Genomic DNA, 17,533 nt, shown 5'->3' on the forward strand with positions numbered 1-17,533 from the left:
CCTGGACTCCTCCTTATTCAAGAATGCCGACCTTTTCCAAATAAAACTGGTCAGGATGCGGATGACTGAGAAAATCGTGATGGGAAATCGCCCAGCCGTACGCACCCGCATACGGGAAGCAAACGATGTCACCTGCCCGCAGCTTCGGCACGTAGACATCGCTCGCCAGTACGTCTTTAGGCGTGCAGAGCTGGCCGACTACCGTGACGGCACCATTCTCGTGCGTCGGCCGCGCAAACGGATACGCCCATTTTTCCGTCGAGATGACGTGAAACGGATGGCTGTGTTGCCAGGAAGACGGCAGCCGGAAATGATGGTTCCCGCCGCGAATAACCGCGTACGTTTTGCCGTGGTTCTGTTTGACGTCCAGCACCTCCGCCGCATAGTACCCGCAAGAAGCCGTCAAGTAACGTCCGGACTCGAACAGGATGCGCAGCCCAGGCGGAGCCGCACTGTCCAGCAAGGAGGACAGGCCCGACACAAACGGTTCCCACTCGAACTGCTGCGTAAGATCAGCGTAGTTCACCCCGATGCCGCCTCCTGCGTTCAGGTAGCTGATGTCGAGGTCAAACTGCGTGATCCAATCGCGCACGAGCCGCAAGTAATGGGCGATCAGCGCGACGTGTTTGCCCGCATCCAGATGATTGGAAATCGAGTGAAAGTGAAATCCTTGCAGCTTCACGCCTTCCAGGGAAAGGGCCAAGCGAATCGCGTCCGGCACGAGCGTCTCGTCGATGCCAAACTGGGTTGGGCGACCAGCCATGGCGAGAGTAGCGGACGGAAGCGGACCGCGCAAATTCACCCGCAGAAGAATCGGGACGACGACATTCCGCTTTTTCGCCAGCTGATCGACCCGCCGCAGCTCGTTCATGCTCTCGACGTGAAGCAGGCTGACCCGGTGCTCAATGGCTCCCTCCAGCTCTTCATCCGTCTTGCCTGGCCCGCCGAACAGGATCGGGATGTCGGGAGAAACCGCCCGAACTTTGCGAATTTCGCCGAGCGAGGCGACTTCAAATCCGTAGACATAAGGTGCGAGCGCACGCAAAATCGGCGGCTCGGAATTGGCTTTGATCGCGTAGAAGAGCCGGCAGGCGGCGGGCAGTGAGCCCGCCTTTGCCTGGACGTGCTGCTTCAGGTGGTCCAGATCGTACAGATAGGCGCAGAAAGGTTTTTCGCTTTTCTCGTGCATCTCTTTGATATATTCAACGACTTGCTTCATAACTGCTCTCCTTTTCATCCAGATCGCTCACTCTGTCCCGGAATATCCCGAGCTGGTGGCGCATGGCGCGAAATGCGATCCCCCGCTCGTCTCCCAGCACGTATGCTTGCACGCCTCTCTCCTGCCAGCCGTCCAGGTCTTCAAGCGCACGTGGAATCGCGCAGTACGGCACACCGTGGCGCCTTGCTGCTGCCTGGACGGTCTGCAGTGCCGCTTTTACGAGGGCACCTCGGGTATCCCATGGCCGGCCGAACGACTGCGAGAGATCGGCAGCGCCTTCCAGCACCATGTCGATCCCGGGCACGCGGAGAATCTCGTCCGCGTGCTCCACCCCTTCCTTGCTCTCAATCATCGGGACGACCATGACTTCCTCGTTCGCACGTTCCAGATAGGCAGCCAGATCGTGTTTGCCGAAAGCGCCCGGCCGTCCGCTGTTCAGACTGCGCATCCCCAGCGGGTAGTACCGGCTGCAGCGGACGATGTGCTCTGCCTGCTCCCGGCTTTGGACGTGCGGCACGACTACTCCTTGTGCCCCGCTGTCCAGGGCGCGCAGGATCGTGCCGGGCTGCGCATCGGCTACGCGGACCAACGGGGTGATGCGTGCGCATTCGGCCGCCCGAATCATGTTCTCGAGCGTTTCCGGATTGATGGAAACGTGTTCGCAGTCGATAATGACAAAATCAAATTCGGCGCAGCCGATCATTTCTACCACAATGGGGGCTGGAATGGAGCAAAACAGGCCGAATACGGTTTCCCCTGCGCGCAGTTTTCGTTTAAGCGCATTTTCCTGGAGCATTCACACCTCTCCTTCCGATCGCGGCATGGCGTCGAGACGGCTGAGCGGATTTCGTACTGTGTGCAGACGCAGCTCCGTATCCGGGAACAGCCTGCGCTTTGCCAGCTGCTCGACTTCGACCGTCGGCGCGAACAGGTCAAACAGCGCGAACCGTTCAGCCAAATGGGGATGACGCTGTTGGTAACGCTCCAGCACCTCGCGCACAAGCTCCCAAAACTTGTGTTCGTCGTACCCGAATGCGTCTGCCATCAGGATCGCAAGTTCGCCCATATTAATGAAGAAAAACGCATCGTGCATAAAGTCGCGAATCGCGCTAAGATCGTCCGTTTCGATAAAGGAATTGCGGTTGACGCGGGCATGGTACTCCGGTGTCCCCAGCAATGACGGGCATTTTTCGGGGGCTGTCAGGTATTGTCTCGAGAAGCGAATGCCGTCGTGGAAGTCTTTCAGCGCGATGCGCACAGGCATGCCATCCCGGTGGATGAGCACCATGTTTTGCGCATGGGATTCCAGCGCGATGCCGTGAGCGTAGAGCATGTGGACGATCGGCAGGACGCTTGCCTCAAGCAGCCGTGTCAGCCACACCTCAGCGCCATATCGTCGTACCCACGGCTCAATCAAAGGACGACCGTGAACATCGCGGGAGCATAGTCCATTGAATGGCAGCCCTGATTCTCCCTGCTCGAGGAAACGGTGCAGGCTTTCCCGCCAGATGCATCCCAGCACGCCGTACGTCTTGGCTTGCACAAGCGCAGAGTGGGCAGGTGCATCGTAGGAAATCCCCATGATTTCACGCAGCAAGATGACTCTCGCCTCGTCCCGCAAAAAGGGGTCGGCCTTGACGATCCCGTACAGCCAGTCGGAGATGGCGGGAGCATTCATCACCGTGTGGGGGGCGAGTATGCGTCCCGTTGACGTGTTGATCAGACTCATGGCGAGCTTTAGGTAGGCATTGTGCGGAGAGGAAGCGTTCGCCAGTGTCCGGATCGACTGCTGCGGCCGGTACGTGTCACGCGATTCCCCGAGCAGGATGAGCCGCTTCGCCCGCAAATCTTCCAACTGTACGGTCGTGGTGATATTCGTCCACTGCCACGGATGGACGGGGACGAACCAATAGTCATCCGCCTCTCGCCCCTTTCCCTGGATGATATGGGCAAAGGATGCCAGCTGCGCCTCTCCCAGCTCTTCCGCCAGCAATCGTTCATACTCGAGCTGACTGGATAGCGAAAGGCGGGCATGCTGCTTTTCAACGGCCAGCCAGAGCGGACGAAGCTCTCGGCCAAACTCGGGTCCGTACTCGTCATTGTCGATGCAGTCGAAGCCGATCCTCGATTTGTAGCTTGGATGGTATGGATGGCCGTCCATAATGTCTGCTTCCAGCGCATCGTAATCGTGGAGCCGAATTTCACGCCCTTCTGCCAGCCGCTCGTACTGGGCCAAGGTGTCTTTCAAAAGAGTGTGTTCCAGCTCGCTGATGAACGATGCCAGCCGAGCCTCATCTGCACCGATCGCGTGGCGAAGCTCCAGCAGAAACTGGGCAAGTGACTTTGCCTCCTGGCTGCACTCGTCCTTCAGGCGCTGGATTGGCGTTTCCGTGAGGCGAATCCGCCCGAACGTAAGTCGGCGTTTCCCCCGGCAAACATACGCCACTGGCTCTCCTGCTTCCGTTTTCCCTTCCAGCCAAAAGGACATCTCTCCGTCTGCTTCTTCGGTCCGCGCAGCGACGACGCCCTCGAACAACAGCGCCTCAACCAACTGGCGGAACATCCTCCGGCGTACGGCGACATATTGTTCGGACGAAATCGCGGCGTCGATCCTCTCCGTCATACTGGCAAAATCACGACCGATCATATCCTTTGTCTGATTCATACGTTCCCCCTCGATTGAGCCAACGGATTTGGAATCTTTACGAATAATGGCTTTTCGCCGCGCTGTTGAAAGCTGCTGATCAGGTTCGCTTTCGCGGGCAGTTCTTTCGACTCCAGCAGATCTGCAAGAAATGCCTTGCCCTGTTCATAGAAATCGACAGAACGAATGACGTCAGCCGCCACGCTCCACAACTCCTGTTCGGATGTCGCGCCATAGCAAGCCAGCGTATGGATCAAATGCCCCACGTGGTTGACGGCCACGTAATATTTGAACCGGAGCCACGCTTCCTCCTCTGCGTAGAGAACCGGGCTGTCCGGAGCAATGCAGACGCGGAACAATCCTTGCTCGATCGCCCGTTCGCGGCTGATGCTCACTCCTTCCAGATCGCGGACGTAGAAATGAGCGGGCCACCCACCGCGAAAAGCGATCATCGCGTTCTGGACGTGCGATTCCATGCTGATGCCATGCGTCACAAACAGCCAGAGCAGCGGAACCAGCGATATTTCCAAATATCGCCTCAGCCAGCTTTGCAGAAGCTCTCGCTGTCCCACCCCCGGGTATTGCTTTGCCGCCTCGCGGATCGCGTCCATGATCGGCGGCATGTTGCCATGGGGAGGGTGCTCGAGCGCCGCGGCTATCACGATCGGAGGCTCCGTGTCGGCAGGGAGCCGCACGGGGTTTTCCCGGAAGATAACGGCGAAGCTCTCCGTCAATCTCTCTCGTTCTACTTCCGTGACGTCCTGCGGTGCAATCGTGCGATAACCGGCTTCGCGCAAGATCGTGAAGGCGGGATACGGCAGACGCTCTGCCACGGATGCCACGACACGGCTGGCATCCATCGTCCTCTCCAGCTGCTCGAGGGGATTGACCCGGATGAAATGGGTAATTCTCACGTTCAACGGCAGCTTGAAGAAGTAAGGATGGGTCGGGTCCCAAACGGTGCGCACCGAGGATGTCGGGTACACCTTGCCGCCCAGCTGGCCAAGATCAATCAGCACTCCTCTGCGGAGCAAATCCTGTGTGACCTTCCAGCTTTTTACGTGTTCTGCCTGCCACGGATGGCAAGGAAGCAGACGGTATGCCTGCTTTTCCGCCGGCAGCTTTTGCCGGGCTGCTTCTGTTACTTCCGCAGAAATCCATCCCGCATCGCCCGTGCCCGCATCCAGAAACGACTCCTTAAGCAGCTGTGGGGCGCAGGCGAAATAGTGCAGAGCGAAGGAAGCACCCAGCTCCGGAGCGTACTTCGTCATGTCCTGCGCCGTAAAGCCCTGTGTGCTCTTCGGTGTCGGATGAAAAGGATGCCCGAACACCAAAGACTGCTCTGCCGCGAAAAAGCGTTCCGAGAAAGGCAACTGCATCAGGTCACGTCCGGTCCGCAGGCTATGGTCGGCATAGACGGTCGTCTTTTGCACCGAGTTTTCCAGCTGTCCCAAAAGCGTATCAACCAGGCCGGTTTTTTGCAGCGGTGCAGATGCCGCCAGCTCCAGCAGCAGCGCCTCTGCCAACTCCTTTGGCTGCTGGACCTGTTCGACGATTTGTTCCCTTTTGCTCGCCAGCCAAAGCGATCCCCCGTAGCGATGGTGGCCGAAGCTGGACAAATAAGTGACGGAACCCAGGATGTCCACCGCAGTCGCTGGCAAGGAAAGCCGCATCGGCAAGCCCTCTTTCGCCAGCTGTGTGACGATCGGCGCGGGAATATTTGTGAGCTTGTCGTCATCCGCTGACACTGTCGGATCGAATACGCCTCTCTCCCGCAAAAATGCATTTAACAGCCGCTCGATGGCTGCCGTCTGCGCCAGATGGCGTCCGATTGTCATCGTGCTTTGTGTCACTGATTGTTCACCTCTTTTTGATAATCTGGCAGCGCGTCTTGGGCCGCCGGATGATGCCAGACGCTGAACGCCAGCCTGATGGCTCCGGCCAGAAACGAGGCCCCTGCCATCGTCAGCACCCATTCCATGGAAAAAATCGCGCCGAGTGCGGAGCCGAGCAGCGATCCGATGATTTGACCGATCGTCAGCGTGGAGTTGGCCAGCCCGATGTGGACGCCTCTTCGCCCCTCATCTGTCTCCAGCGTCACTACCAGAAAGATCGACTGCACCAGGGCTGCAAAGCAAAAACCTTGGAGCGCCCGGAGCGGAATCATCCAGATCACGTCCGTCTGCCAGGCTTGCAGAAATACGCTAAGACTTAAGCCCAGCAGCGCCGCACACACGTTTTTTTCGATCTGGGCTCTGTCGTTGAGTCGGCCCCACCATGGGGAAGCCAGAAAGCTCGCCCCCCACGTCACCGCTTGCAGGACACCGACCCATGAGGCCGCATGTGCATTTCCGACCATCCCCTGCACATAGGGGGCGAAGATCGAGACCAGTGCATACACGCCGAATTGGGCAAGGACCCCCGCAGCCAGGAAATTTCGGATTCGGCGATGGCCCAGCATTTCCCGTGACGCAAGAGAGATCGACAATTTCTCTCGCACTGTGTCGGCAGACTGTCGAGGCGTCTCCTGCAAGACGAATGCGGATGCCATACCGCAAATGGCGGTCAATAGGGCGCATGACAATAAAATAGGCGCCAAGCCAAACCAATCGGACAGTATGCCGCCGATCAGCGGTCCTGCGAGCGAGCCTGCAGCTGTCGCGCTTTGCAGGCTACCGAGCGCACGGCCCTTTGCCCCTTCGCTGGCTTGCGAGCCGGTGAACGCCGCAGCAGCGTCTACGACACCTCCGAATGTTCCTTGCAGCAGACGCGCCAGAAAAAACTGCAAGAAAGACGCAGCCATGCCCATCCAGGTCAAGCTGATGGCAATTCCCAACAGCGCCCTGACGACCATCCACTTTTTTCCGAAGCGATCCCCGTATCTCCCCCAGACCGGGGAAGACAGGCACAGCATGACAGCCGGAGCTGCCAGCGCCAGTCCCGTCCATATCCGGTTTTGTCCGGGCTGGGTCGCCCCCAGCTCCGCCATGTAAAAGGGAAGCAGGGGCACGACGATGTTCAGACTGCACGTAGAGAAAAACTGGCCCAGCCACAGCATGCTCAAGTTTCTTTTCGCTTGGCTCGCATTCATTTGTCATCTTCTTCTCTGATTAAACGCAGTGGATTACTTGTATTTCCTTCAGCAGCCGGCATGCTCCCGCCGCCAGTGCCGACGCGTTTCAATAATGGTGTCAACAGCAGCCGGATCGGCCATGTTTCGGCAGCGAGGAGCTGTCTTTCCAGCACATCCCTCACTTCTGCAGGCAAGTCGTGTTCGTTTGCCGACTCGCGCACGACACTCTCGATCACGCGCCAAAATACGGCTTCCTCGATTCCATACACCTTGTTCAAGGCGTCTGCAATCGCGTACAGGTTGACCTGCACCCCAAGCGTCTGGAAATAGGCGAGCAGCTTTTCGGGTGTATCATGGATCAAGCTGTTGGGAGTGCCCGGCTTCACGATGTAGGGCGGCGGTACCAATCCGGCTTGCTTCAGCCAGGCCGGATGCAGGCGAATCGTGTCGTGATCCCGCAGCAGGATGCCGTCAACCCTGTGATTGCGCACGATCAGGAGCACATTTTGACCGTGGATTTCCGGCATCATCCCGTAGCGAAACAAGCGCAGCGACGTGCCGATCAACATTTGGCAAATTTCGCGAAGCAGCGCAAGAATGCGGGCTTCCCCTTGCTGTGATCCTTGCCCGGAGCGCTGTGCCAGCCACTTCTCAAACACGGGAATCTGACGGTTGCCGTCTATCGCTGCCAGCGCAGACATCGGGATTAATGCCACTTCCTCGTGATTCTCCAGAAGGTCAGCCGGATAGGCTCTGATAAGGCAAGCGAGATGTCCCGGTTTGTCTGCGAACGGATCGGCCGCCGGATTGTGGAAGCCCCACCAGTTGGATTCGTCGCACAACCGGAGCCGCTCCCGCAGCCATTTGTCTCTCTCGATCACCTGCTGCAGCAGAGCCTGGCCTTTGGCCCCGTTGTGCAAATAGCGCGGCGGCAGTATCCGCAATGCGCCCAGAGAAGTAATCCCGATCGGCACTTTGAGATGATAGGTCCCGCCGTGTACGGGAACGACAGCCCGTACGGAGGATGTCGGGCGGAAATCCCCCAAACCGCGGATCACCGGCACGCAGATGCGCTGCTCCCATTCTGCCCGATAGTGGGTTGGCAGCACATGTTCCATCTGCCAGGGATGGACGGGCAGCAGCAAATAGTCCCGCTCATCGATCCCGGCCCGGCTTGCGGCCCGCCGCAGCGTTTCCAGCTCGTGGTCCGCCAGTATGAAAGGAGCGATTTCCTTGTCTGTACTTGCCCGGATGTGATCCCGTCGCACGCCGATCCAATCCAGGCCGAACGATTGTCCGTACTCCGGGCTGTAGCGTTTGTAATCATCGCTGCTCCAGCCTCGTTTGGCCCGCGATGTCGGATGGAAAGGGCGATCTCGCAAGGCGGACAGCCGCTCCATGTGCACAAGTGACGTCTCTTCACTTCTCACGCGTTTGACAGGTGCCGTCATCGACTGCAAGGAGAGCGCCGTATGCTGGATAGAATCTCGCAATTCGTCCAGAAAACCCGCCAGATTGGGCATGGAGGAAGTTCGCTCACTCGCAGGCAGAGCCTCGGCAAAAGTCTGCATGAAGGTGAACGGGTCAAGCTGCCGCACTTCCTCATTCCGCTCGTCCAGGACCACTACGGGCAGACGGCTGATTTTGTACGGCTGAATAAACGGCTGGGCCTTGACGCGAAAGACGATGCAGCGATGGGTATCAATCGGCAAGTAAAAATACAGCTCTTCCCCGTTCAGCTTGCAGCATTCGTGCTCGGAGGGGCCGAACCACTCGACCCCGGTCTTCGCCCTGTCCACCATACCTGCCAAATTTTCCTGCAACAGCGCATTGATCAGGTCGCAAAATACCAGCTGCTCGGCTTGGTGCTGGAGCGACGCCTCTCTCTCTTTCAGGTCGGTTTCCATACTCGGTCTCCCCCTCTCTCCCATTTACAGAGGCAACCGTGTACCGACGTTTTCCGCGACGGCTTTTCGGTAGATTTCATAGGCACTTGAAATGTCTTCTACCGCCATGCCCATTGGATTCAGCAGGATGATCTCGTCATCCGATTCCCGCCCTGCTTTCGCTCCGATCAAGATTTCCCCCAGCTCCGCGTGCAATTGTTCACGGGAAAAGGCTCCTTCCAGCACGAGCTGGTTGATCACTTTTTTCTCCCGGTTGGATTGGTCCCAGTCATCTACGACCACCTTATCCGCCTGCAGAAATACTTCTTTATGTACGTCCATGATGGAAATGTTGCTGACAAACGCTCCTTTTTGCAGCCATTCAAACGGGATGTACGGCTTGTCGGCCACGGTGCATGTGAGAACGACTTCCCCTTCACGCACTGCATGCTCGGCACTCGCGGCAACGATCACGTCTACCTGCGGGTACCGCTCCCGCAGCTGCTCTTTCAGTCTGCGCGCAGCGTCGGGATTCAGATCGAACAGATGGATCTCGCGGATTTGCGGGAATTGCTCGAGCATGGACAACAGCTGCATGTTTGCGATGACGCCGCAGCCCATGCACGCGATGCGCGAAAATCCTTTTTTCGCCAGATGACGGGCGCCGATGACCGATACGGCTGCCGTGCGCATCCCGCTGATCAGGCTGGTCTCGAGCACCGCGATCGGGTAATTGCTGACGGGATCGTTCAGGATAATCAAGCCGCTTGCTCTCTCCATTCCCCGCTTGCTCGGATTGTCGTGCTTGCTGCCGATCCATTTGATTCCCGCCACGGGCGATTCCCCGCCGATATAGGCAGGCATCGCGATGATGCGGTCGGCGATGTGACCATCCTTTTCGTCGACGCGCAAATACGGCTTGAGCGGCTGTACGAAGTCGCGCTTGGCGTGCAGCTCCAGCGCCCTGCTCACTGCCGTGACGTACAAATCGGAGGAATCGCCCCCGAGTCTCACAATATCTGCCTTGCTTACATATAAGATCGTATGGTTGCTTGTCATTGTTTTGCTTCTCTCCTTCTTAGGCTTTCTTAGGCTGTAGCCACCGGCTGGCCAAGTTTTTGTACCCATGCTTCGTCGTATACGCTGTCCAAATAACGCTCGCCTCTGTCCGGGAGTATCGTCGCCACACGCGCGCCTGCCGGCAGTTTCGGGACGATTTTCTGCAATGCTGCAATGACTGAGCCAGACGAGCCGCCTGCGAATATCCCTTCGGCCGCCAGCAATGCCTGGCATCCGCGAACGGATTCGATGTCGCTCACGTAGACGACTTCGTCGATTTCGTCCCGCTTGAGAAGCTCAGGCACACGGCTGGAGCCAATGCCGGGAAGCTCGCGCGGGGCAGGAGGCGCTCCGAAAATGACCGAACCGGCTGCATCCACGGCGATGACTTTCAAATCAGGGTTCACTTCGCGCAATCTTCGCGCTGTGCCCAAAATACTCCCTGTCGTGCTGACGGCCATGACCAGATAATCGATACGCCCCCCTGCCTGCTCGATCAACTCGCTCGCGGTTCCGTAATAGTAGGCCTTCCAGTTGTTTTCATTTGCATATTGATTAATCCAGAAAGCATTCGGGATGGATGCCACCAGCTCTTTCACCCGTCGAATGCGCGTCTTCAAATATCCCCCCTGATCATCCGGCTCCTGCACCATTTCGATGTTTGCCCCGAGCTGCCTGATGATGTTCAGGTTGGTTTTCGTGATTTTCGGGTCGACCACGCATGTAAAAGTCAAGCCGTAGACGCGCGCGATCATCGAAATCGCGATTCCCAGATTGCCGGACGTGCTTTCAATCAGGTGCGTCCCTTTATGGATACTTCCGTCCTTCAGCCCTTGCTCGATGATGTACCGCGCCGGGCGGTCTTTCATGCTGCCGCCAGGATTCATCAGTTCGAGTTTTGCCAGCACCTCTGCTCCGCTGTCCCCAAACAGCCGGTTCAGCTTGACCAGGGGGGTGCGCCCTACGCACGAAACAATGGAATCAAAAACGTCACGACTAGTACCTCCTGATTCCGTGTCAGGTCGAAACATCATAGGCATATTCACTCCTTACGCGCATTTTTATAATAATGATAATCATTTGCAACATATGAAGGTTGCACATACAGAATAATTGATAATGATTATTAGTGTCAATAAGATAATGGTAATTTTTTCTCGCTTTCCTGTTACGTTCTCTGACAGGAAAAAAGGACTGACCGCGCACCCGGCCACCCCTTGCTTCCGTTCGCTTCATGCCCAACTGATAGAAAAAAGCCGATCCCCCGTCCTTGTTCGGGGAAATCGGCTCTTTGAGATTTACTTACCTACCGGTGCAGCGACTGGCGCATCGGTCTTGGCTTCGGTTTTGGCTTTCGCCGGTTTTTCGGCATTTTTCTTTTGGCTCATTTCAAATGCGGCCAGAATCGCATCGCTGCGTTTCATGCCGGACTGCATCAGCTCTTCCATGGTCTGGACGATCTGCTTGTAGTCTTTAGGAATGACTTTGACGAACTTCGCCTTTGTCTGCTCCCACTGATCGAGCAATTTTTGCGCATGCTTGCTGCCTGTATACTCGACGTGGTTTTGCAGCAGCTTCTTCACCTCTGCGATGTCCCGCTCTTCCTGCAGCGGCTCCAGCAGCACCATTTCCTGATTGCAGGTAGCGGCGAATTTCTCCTGGTCTTCCGCCAGCACGTACGCCGTACCGCCAGACATCCCGGCAGCGAAGTTTTTCCCGACTTCACCAAGGACGACGACGCGTCCCCCAGTCATGTATTCGCAGCCGTGGTCACCGACGCCTTCGACGACAGCGGTCATGCCGGAGTTGCGCACGCAGAAGCGCTCTCCCGCCTTGCCGCTGATGTAGGCTTCGCCGGAAGTCGCTCCGTAGAAAGCGACGTTTCCGATGATGATGTTCTTCTCTGGCGCGAAGGCTGCTTTTGGGGATGGATAGACCGCGATTTTACCGCCAGACAGCCCTTTGCCCACGTAGTCGTTGGCATCGCCTTCGAGCAGCATCGTCATCCCGCGCGGCACGAATGCGCCGAAGCTCTGCCCTGCCGATCCGCGGAACTGCAGGCGGATGGTGTCCTCCGGCAGACCGTGTTCGCCGTAGCGTTTCGTCACTTCGCTGCCGAGAATCGTACCGACGACGCGGTTCGTATTGTTGATCGGCAACTCGGCTGCGACCGGACGTTGTTTTTCCAGAGCCGGTTTGGCCAGAGCCAGCAGTTCTCTGCGGTCCAGGGTTGCATCCAGTTTGTGGTCCTGGGCCTTTTGATGGAAGCGTCCCACTTCCTCCGGCACTGCAGGCTGATGCAGCAGCGGGGACAGGTCGATGTGCTTCGCTTTCCAGTGCGACTTGGCTTTCTCGCTCATCGTCAGCAGTTGGCTGCGGCCGACCATTTCATCAAAGGTGCGGAAGCCGAGCGACGCCATGATTTCGCGAACCTCGCGCGCCACAAAGCGCATGAAGTTGACGGCGTGCTGCGGATCGCCCTTGAATTTTTTGCGCAGGTCCGGATTTTGCGTAGCGACCCCGACTGGGCACGTATCCATATGGCAGACGCGCGCCATGACGCAGCCGATGGAGACGAGCGGCGCGGTAGCAAAGCCGAATTCCTCTGCCCCGAGCAGCGCAGCGATGACGACGTCGCGTCCGGTCATCATTTTGCCGTCTGTCTCCAGGACGACGCGGTCACGCAGCTGGTTCAGCAGCAAGGTCTGATGGGTCTCGGCCAGGCCCAGCTCCCACGGCAGTCCCGCGTGCTTGATGCTGCTTTTCGGGGATGCACCCGTACCGCCATCATGTCCGCTGATCACGATGACATCGGCCAGCCCTTTGGCAACGCCTGCCGCAATCGTGCCGACCCCTGCCTTGGATACGAGCTTCACGCTGATGCGCGCCCGCGGATTGGCATTTTTCAGGTCGAAGATCAGCTGTGCCAGGTCTTCAATCGAATAGATGTCGTGGTGCGGCGGCGGGGAAATGAGTCCGACGCCCGGCGTAGACTTGCGTACTTCCGCGATCCACGGATACACTTTGTTGCCTGGCAGCTGACCGCCTTCACCCGGCTTCGCCCCTTGGGCCATTTTAATCTGAATTTCCGAGGCGTTGACGAGATAATGGCTGGATACGCCAAAGCGTCCGGAAGCCACTTGCTTGATGGCACTGCGCCGCAGATCGCCGTTTTCATCCACCACGTAGCGCTGCGGGTCTTCCCCGCCCTCGCCGCTGTTGCTCTTCGCGCCAAGTCGGTTCATGGCGATGGCGAGCGTCTCGTGCGCTTCCTTGCTCAAAGAGCCGTAGGACATCGCACCGGTCTTGAAGCGGTGGACGATGGAATCGACCGACTCTACTTCATTGAGCGGAACAGGCTTGCGGTCCGATTTGAAGTCCAGCAGATGGCGCAGGAACGCGAATTGCTGCTCGTTTGCCAGCTCCGAATATACTTTGTAATGCTCGTAGCTGCCTTCCCGCACCGCTTTTTGCAGGGCGTGCACCGTCTTCGGATTGAACAGGTGGAATTCTCCGTCGCGGCGGAACTGGAAGTCGCTTCCCGCTTCCAGCGATTCTTCGGAATGTTCCGGCAAGAATGCTTTCGCATGGCGCAGCAAAGTCTCTTGCGCAATAATTTCCAGCGTGATTCCGCCGATTTTGGAAGCGGTCCGCGTGAAGTAACGGTCGATGACGGAAGAATCGATCCCGACAGCTTCAAAAATTTGGGCGCCGCGGTAGCTTTGTACGGTGGAAATGCCCATCTTGGACATCACTTTCACAACGCCTTCCACTGCGGTGCGCAGATAGGTGGCGACGACTTCTTCCTCGCTCATACCGTTTAGTTTTTGACCTTCCGCCAGTTCCACCAGAGAGTCGATGGCGACGTACGGATTGATCGCATCGACACCGTAGCCGATCAGCATGGCAAACTGGTGGACATCCCGCGGTTCTCCGGACTCGACGATCAGGCTCACCTGTGTCCGCGTCCCTTTGCGCACCAGATGATGATGCAAACCGCTGCCTGCCAAAAGGGCCGGAATGGCTGCCTGCGACTCGTTTACGCCCCGGTCAGAGAGGATCAGCAAGGTATGGCCCTCTGCCATCGCCTCTTCGGCTGCTGCAAACAAATCTTCCAACGCCTGCTCCAGCGCGGCAGCTCCTCCGTCTGCGGCAAACAGGATCGGCAGCGTTTTCGCCTTGAACTCCGGATAAGGGCTACTCGCCAGCCGGGGCAGCTCATCATTGGAGAGCAGCGGCGAGTCAAGGCGGATGCGGCGACAGTTTTCAGCGGCAGGCGCGAGCAAGTTGCCTTCTGCCCCCAGGTAGGACAGCGTCGACGTCACACATGCCTCGCGAATCGCGTCGATCGGCGGATTGGTCACCTGGGCGAACGATTGCTTGAAGTAGTTGTACAAAAGCTGCGGCCGGTCAGACAGCACCGCGAGCGGCGTGTCGATCCCCATGGAGCCGATCGGATCTTTTTTCTCGGCAACCATCGGCGTCAGCACCTTGGACAGCTCTTCCTGGGTGTAGCCAAACGCCTTTTGGCTTGCCAGCAGCGCTTTGCCCGACAGTTTTCCGCGAACAGGAGCCTTCGGCAGTCTTTCCAGCGATACCAGATTCGCGTTGATCCATTCGCCGTACGGCTGCTCGCTTGCAATCTGTTTCTTGATTTCTTCGTCGGAGACAATGCGGCCTTCCTCGAGATCGACGAGGAGCATTTTGCCCGGGCTAAGTCGGCCTTTCTGGACGATCTTTTCATCCGGAATGTCGAGAACCCCTACCTCCGAGGAAAAAATAATAGTATCATCAGAGGTAACGTAATAACGGGCCGGGCGCAGACCGTTGCGGTCGAGTATTGCCCCGATCTGTTTGCCGTCCGTGAAGGAAATGGCGGTCGGACCGTCCCATGGCTCCATCAGGCAGCTGTGGTATTCGTAGAACGCTTTTTTGGAAGCGTCCATGTTTGCATCCTGGTCCCACGGCTCCGGAATCAGCATCATCGCCACATGCGGCAGCGAGCGTCCGGCGAGGGAGAAAAATTCTACACAGTTGTCGAGAATGGCAGAGTCGCTGCCTTCAAGATCGATGACCGGCACGACTTTTTTCAGGTCTTCGCCGAATGCTTCGGACGAAAACATCTGCTCGCGGGCGCGCATCCAGTTGATGTTGCCCTGCAGCGTGTTGATCTCGCCGTTGTGGATCAGATAGCGATTCGGATGGGCACGCTCCCACGTCGGGAACGTGTTTGTGCTGAACCGTGAGTGAACCACGGAAAACGGAGAAGCATAGGATGCGTCCTGCAGATCGGTATAAAACTGGTCAAGCTGTTCAGGGGTGACCAGACCTTTGTAAACGATGGTGCGGCTGGACATCGACGCGGCGTAGAAGCCTTCGCCGGCAGCCTGTTCCATCTGTTTTCGGATGATATACAATTTCCGTTCAAACTGGAGCGTATCTTTCATCTGGGAGCTGGCACCGATAAATACTTGCCGGACAAAGGGCTGGCTCGCTTTTGCCGTCTTCCCGATTTTATCGGCGTCGACAGGGACCGTTCTCCAACCGAGCAGCTTTTGCCCTTCTGCCTCAATGATCGCTTCCAGTTGTTTTTCGTACGTGTTGCGGAGAGTCTCATCCATCGGGAGGAACAACATGCCCACGCCGTATTTGCCCTGGGCGGGAAGCTTGAAGCCCTGCCCCTCGCACGCCTTTTTGAAGAAGGCATGGGGAATGGCCGTCAAAATACCGGCGCCGTCTCCTGTCTCGGGATCGCTTCCCTGTCCGCCGCGATGCTCCAGATGGCAGAGAATCTGCAGTCCTTTTCTTACCATTTCGTGTGTAGCCTTGTTTTTCAGGTTGGCAATAAAGCCGATCCCACAGGCATCGTGCTCGTACATCGGATCATAGAGACCCTGTCGTGCAGGCATTCCACGCATCTTCATCATCTCCACTCCTTAACTCTCTCTGTTAGCATTTATTTTAGATTGAGCGAATTATATAAACAATATATAATTGTTGGTGAATTCATCTCAAAATCAGATTGGTTGTGCGTAAGGAGAGGAAAATGGATTTCAGACAGATCCAATACTTCATCGAAGTCGCCAAACGGGAGCATTACACCGAGGCAGCCCACTCGCTCCACGTCGCGCAATCCGCCCTGAGCCGGCACATCGCGATTCTGGAGAAAGAGCTGGGCGTCCCCCTCTTTATCCGGGAAGGGCGCAACGTCAAATTGACGAACGCAGGAAAAATGTTTCTGTATCATGCCGAACTGTCGCTGGGGGAAATGGAAAAGGCGAAGAAAAAGATCCAGGAAATGCTCGATCCGGAGCGCGGGACGATTCGCGTCGGCTTTACCAGCAGCCTCGCCGCCAATCCGCTGCCTGCCGTCATTTCCGCTTTTCGTGCCCGCTATCCGGACATCGGCTTCCAGCTGCGCCAAGGTGCCTATTTGCCTTTGATCGATTCCGTCATCAAGGGCGAGCTGGACATCGCGTTCCTTGGCCCTGTTCCGACGCAGGAAAAGAACGTGCAGAGCCACATTTTTTTCGCGGAAGAAATCGTCGCGCTGCTGCCGTCGAAGCACCCGCTTGCAAGGCAGCAGACGCTGAGGTTAAACGAGCTGATGCACGATACGTTCGTCCTGTTTCCGACCGGCTACATTCTCCGCAGCATTGCCGTGAACGCCTGCGCCCAGATGGGCTTCGAGCCAAAGGTAGCCTTCGAGGGTGAGGACATCGACGCGATCAAGGGGTTGGTGGCAGCGGGGCTGGGGGTGACGCTGCTGCCGGAGTTGACGCTGGCCGACAACGTTCCGCGGGAGACGGTCAAGCTGCGCATCCACGAGCCACACGTAACGAGAACCGTCGGCATCATCATCCCCAAAAACCGGGATTTGCCGCCGTCCGAGAAGCTGTTCTACGACTTTCTCAAGGAGTTCTTCGATCGGCTCGGGAGGTATAGCGGATGACGAATGGAGGCTGCGATGAAATACGATACCATCCTGTTTGATTTGGACGATACACTGTTTGACTTCAGCATGACGGAAAGGATGGCACTGGAAAAAACCTTGCATGCACATGGGATTTCCCTGCCATTGGATGAACTGCTACCCGCTTACAAGAAAATCAGCTCCGGCTTGTGGAGGGATTTGGAACAAGGCCGCACTACTTTGGCCGAATTGGGGGTAGAAAGATTCAAACGGCTCTTTCTTGCCCATGAGCTGGACCTGGATGCGGCTGTGTTCGGCCGCGATTATCTCGGCAATCTCGGCAAAGAAGTCCACCTGATCCACGGTGCCGTCGAGCTGTGCAGCAGCCTGTCTGACTGTCGGCTGGCGATTGTCACGAACGGCTTTCGCGACGTGCAGCACGCCAGAGTCGCTGGCTCTTCTCTCGCTGCTGCGTTTGAAGTGCTTGTGACGTCGGAGGAAGCAGGCGCGCAAAAGCCAGATCCGCGCATCTTCGATTATTTGTTCGCCAGAATGGGGTTGACGGACAAGGGGAAGGTACTGATTGTAGGCGACTCGCTGACCTCCGATATTCAGGGCGGGGCAAATTACGGTATCGATACGTGCTGGTTCAACCCGATGCGGAAAGAAAACACACTGGGAATCAAGCCGACCTGCGAAATCCACTCGCTGCTCGATCTGCTCGGCTATTTGTAAGGAG

At 57.3% G+C, this 17,533-nt stretch carries 11 protein-coding genes; 2 read left to right on the forward strand and 9 right to left on the reverse strand.

The features are described 5' to 3' along the window. Nucleotides 1–13: 13 nt before the first annotated feature. From ACFSO0_RS16905 to gltB, 9 genes are all read right to left on the reverse strand, one after another. Entirely contained in the window at nucleotides 14–1,219 is a 1,206-nt protein-coding gene (locus tag ACFSO0_RS16905; protein WP_376882118.1) for a type III PLP-dependent enzyme, read from the reverse strand. Continuing rightward, nucleotides 1,203–2,015, reverse strand: coding sequence for an HpcH/HpaI aldolase family protein (locus tag ACFSO0_RS16910; protein WP_376882120.1), 813 nt, complete (start codon nucleotides 2,013–2,015; stop codon nucleotides 1,203–1,205). The genes ACFSO0_RS16905 and ACFSO0_RS16910 overlap by 17 nt, the downstream gene beginning before the upstream one ends. Continuing rightward, on the reverse strand, nucleotides 2,016–3,884 hold the full coding sequence (locus ACFSO0_RS16915) for an IucA/IucC family protein (protein ID WP_376882123.1): 1,869 nt from the start codon (nucleotides 3,882–3,884) through the stop codon (nucleotides 2,016–2,018). Continuing rightward, nucleotides 3,881–5,716, reverse strand: coding sequence for an IucA/IucC family protein (locus ACFSO0_RS16920; RefSeq protein WP_376882126.1), 1,836 nt, complete (start codon nucleotides 5,714–5,716; stop codon nucleotides 3,881–3,883). The genes ACFSO0_RS16915 and ACFSO0_RS16920 overlap by 4 nt, the downstream gene beginning before the upstream one ends. Then, the gene (locus ACFSO0_RS16925) at nucleotides 5,713–6,954 is read right to left on the reverse strand and encodes an MFS transporter (protein WP_376882129.1); all 1,242 of its coding nucleotides are present in this window, start codon (nucleotides 6,952–6,954) and stop codon (nucleotides 5,713–5,715) included. The genes ACFSO0_RS16920 and ACFSO0_RS16925 overlap by 4 nt, the downstream gene beginning before the upstream one ends. Continuing rightward, entirely contained in the window at nucleotides 6,951–8,843 is a 1,893-nt protein-coding gene (locus tag ACFSO0_RS16930) for an IucA/IucC family protein (RefSeq protein ID WP_376882132.1), read from the reverse strand. The genes ACFSO0_RS16925 and ACFSO0_RS16930 overlap by 4 nt, the downstream gene beginning before the upstream one ends. A gap of 24 nt (nucleotides 8,844–8,867) precedes the next feature. Further along, complete coding sequence (gene sbnB, locus ACFSO0_RS16935) at nucleotides 8,868–9,881, reverse strand: 2,3-diaminopropionate biosynthesis protein SbnB (RefSeq protein ID WP_376882134.1); 1,014 nt, start codon at nucleotides 9,879–9,881, stop codon at nucleotides 8,868–8,870. A 29-nt stretch (nucleotides 9,882–9,910) separates the two neighbouring features. After that, entirely contained in the window at nucleotides 9,911–10,915 is a 1,005-nt protein-coding gene (gene sbnA / locus ACFSO0_RS16940) for a 2,3-diaminopropionate biosynthesis protein SbnA (RefSeq protein ID WP_376882136.1), read from the reverse strand. 264 nt (nucleotides 10,916–11,179) lie between these two features. After that, nucleotides 11,180–15,805, reverse strand: a complete 4,626-nt coding sequence (gltB, locus tag ACFSO0_RS16945; RefSeq protein ID WP_376882138.1) for a glutamate synthase large subunit — start codon at nucleotides 15,803–15,805, stop codon at nucleotides 11,180–11,182. Between the two features lie 122 nt (nucleotides 15,806–15,927). On the opposite strand from gltB, the gene gltC reads away from it, so the two are divergent. Together gltC and ACFSO0_RS16955 are read left to right on the forward strand one after the other, a co-directional pair. Next, entirely contained in the window at nucleotides 15,928–16,833 is a 906-nt protein-coding gene (gene gltC, locus ACFSO0_RS16950; RefSeq protein ID WP_376882140.1) for a glutamate biosynthesis transcriptional regulator GltC, read from the forward strand. A gap of 15 nt (nucleotides 16,834–16,848) precedes the next feature. After that, on the forward strand, nucleotides 16,849–17,529 hold the full coding sequence (locus ACFSO0_RS16955; RefSeq protein WP_376882142.1) for a YjjG family noncanonical pyrimidine nucleotidase: 681 nt from the start codon (nucleotides 16,849–16,851) through the stop codon (nucleotides 17,527–17,529). Nucleotides 17,530–17,533: the final 4 nt, after the last annotated feature.

This window comes from Brevibacillus sp. GCM10020057 (assembly GCF_042683565.1).
Taxonomy (GTDB): domain Bacteria; phylum Bacillota; class Bacilli; order Brevibacillales; family Brevibacillaceae; genus Brevibacillus.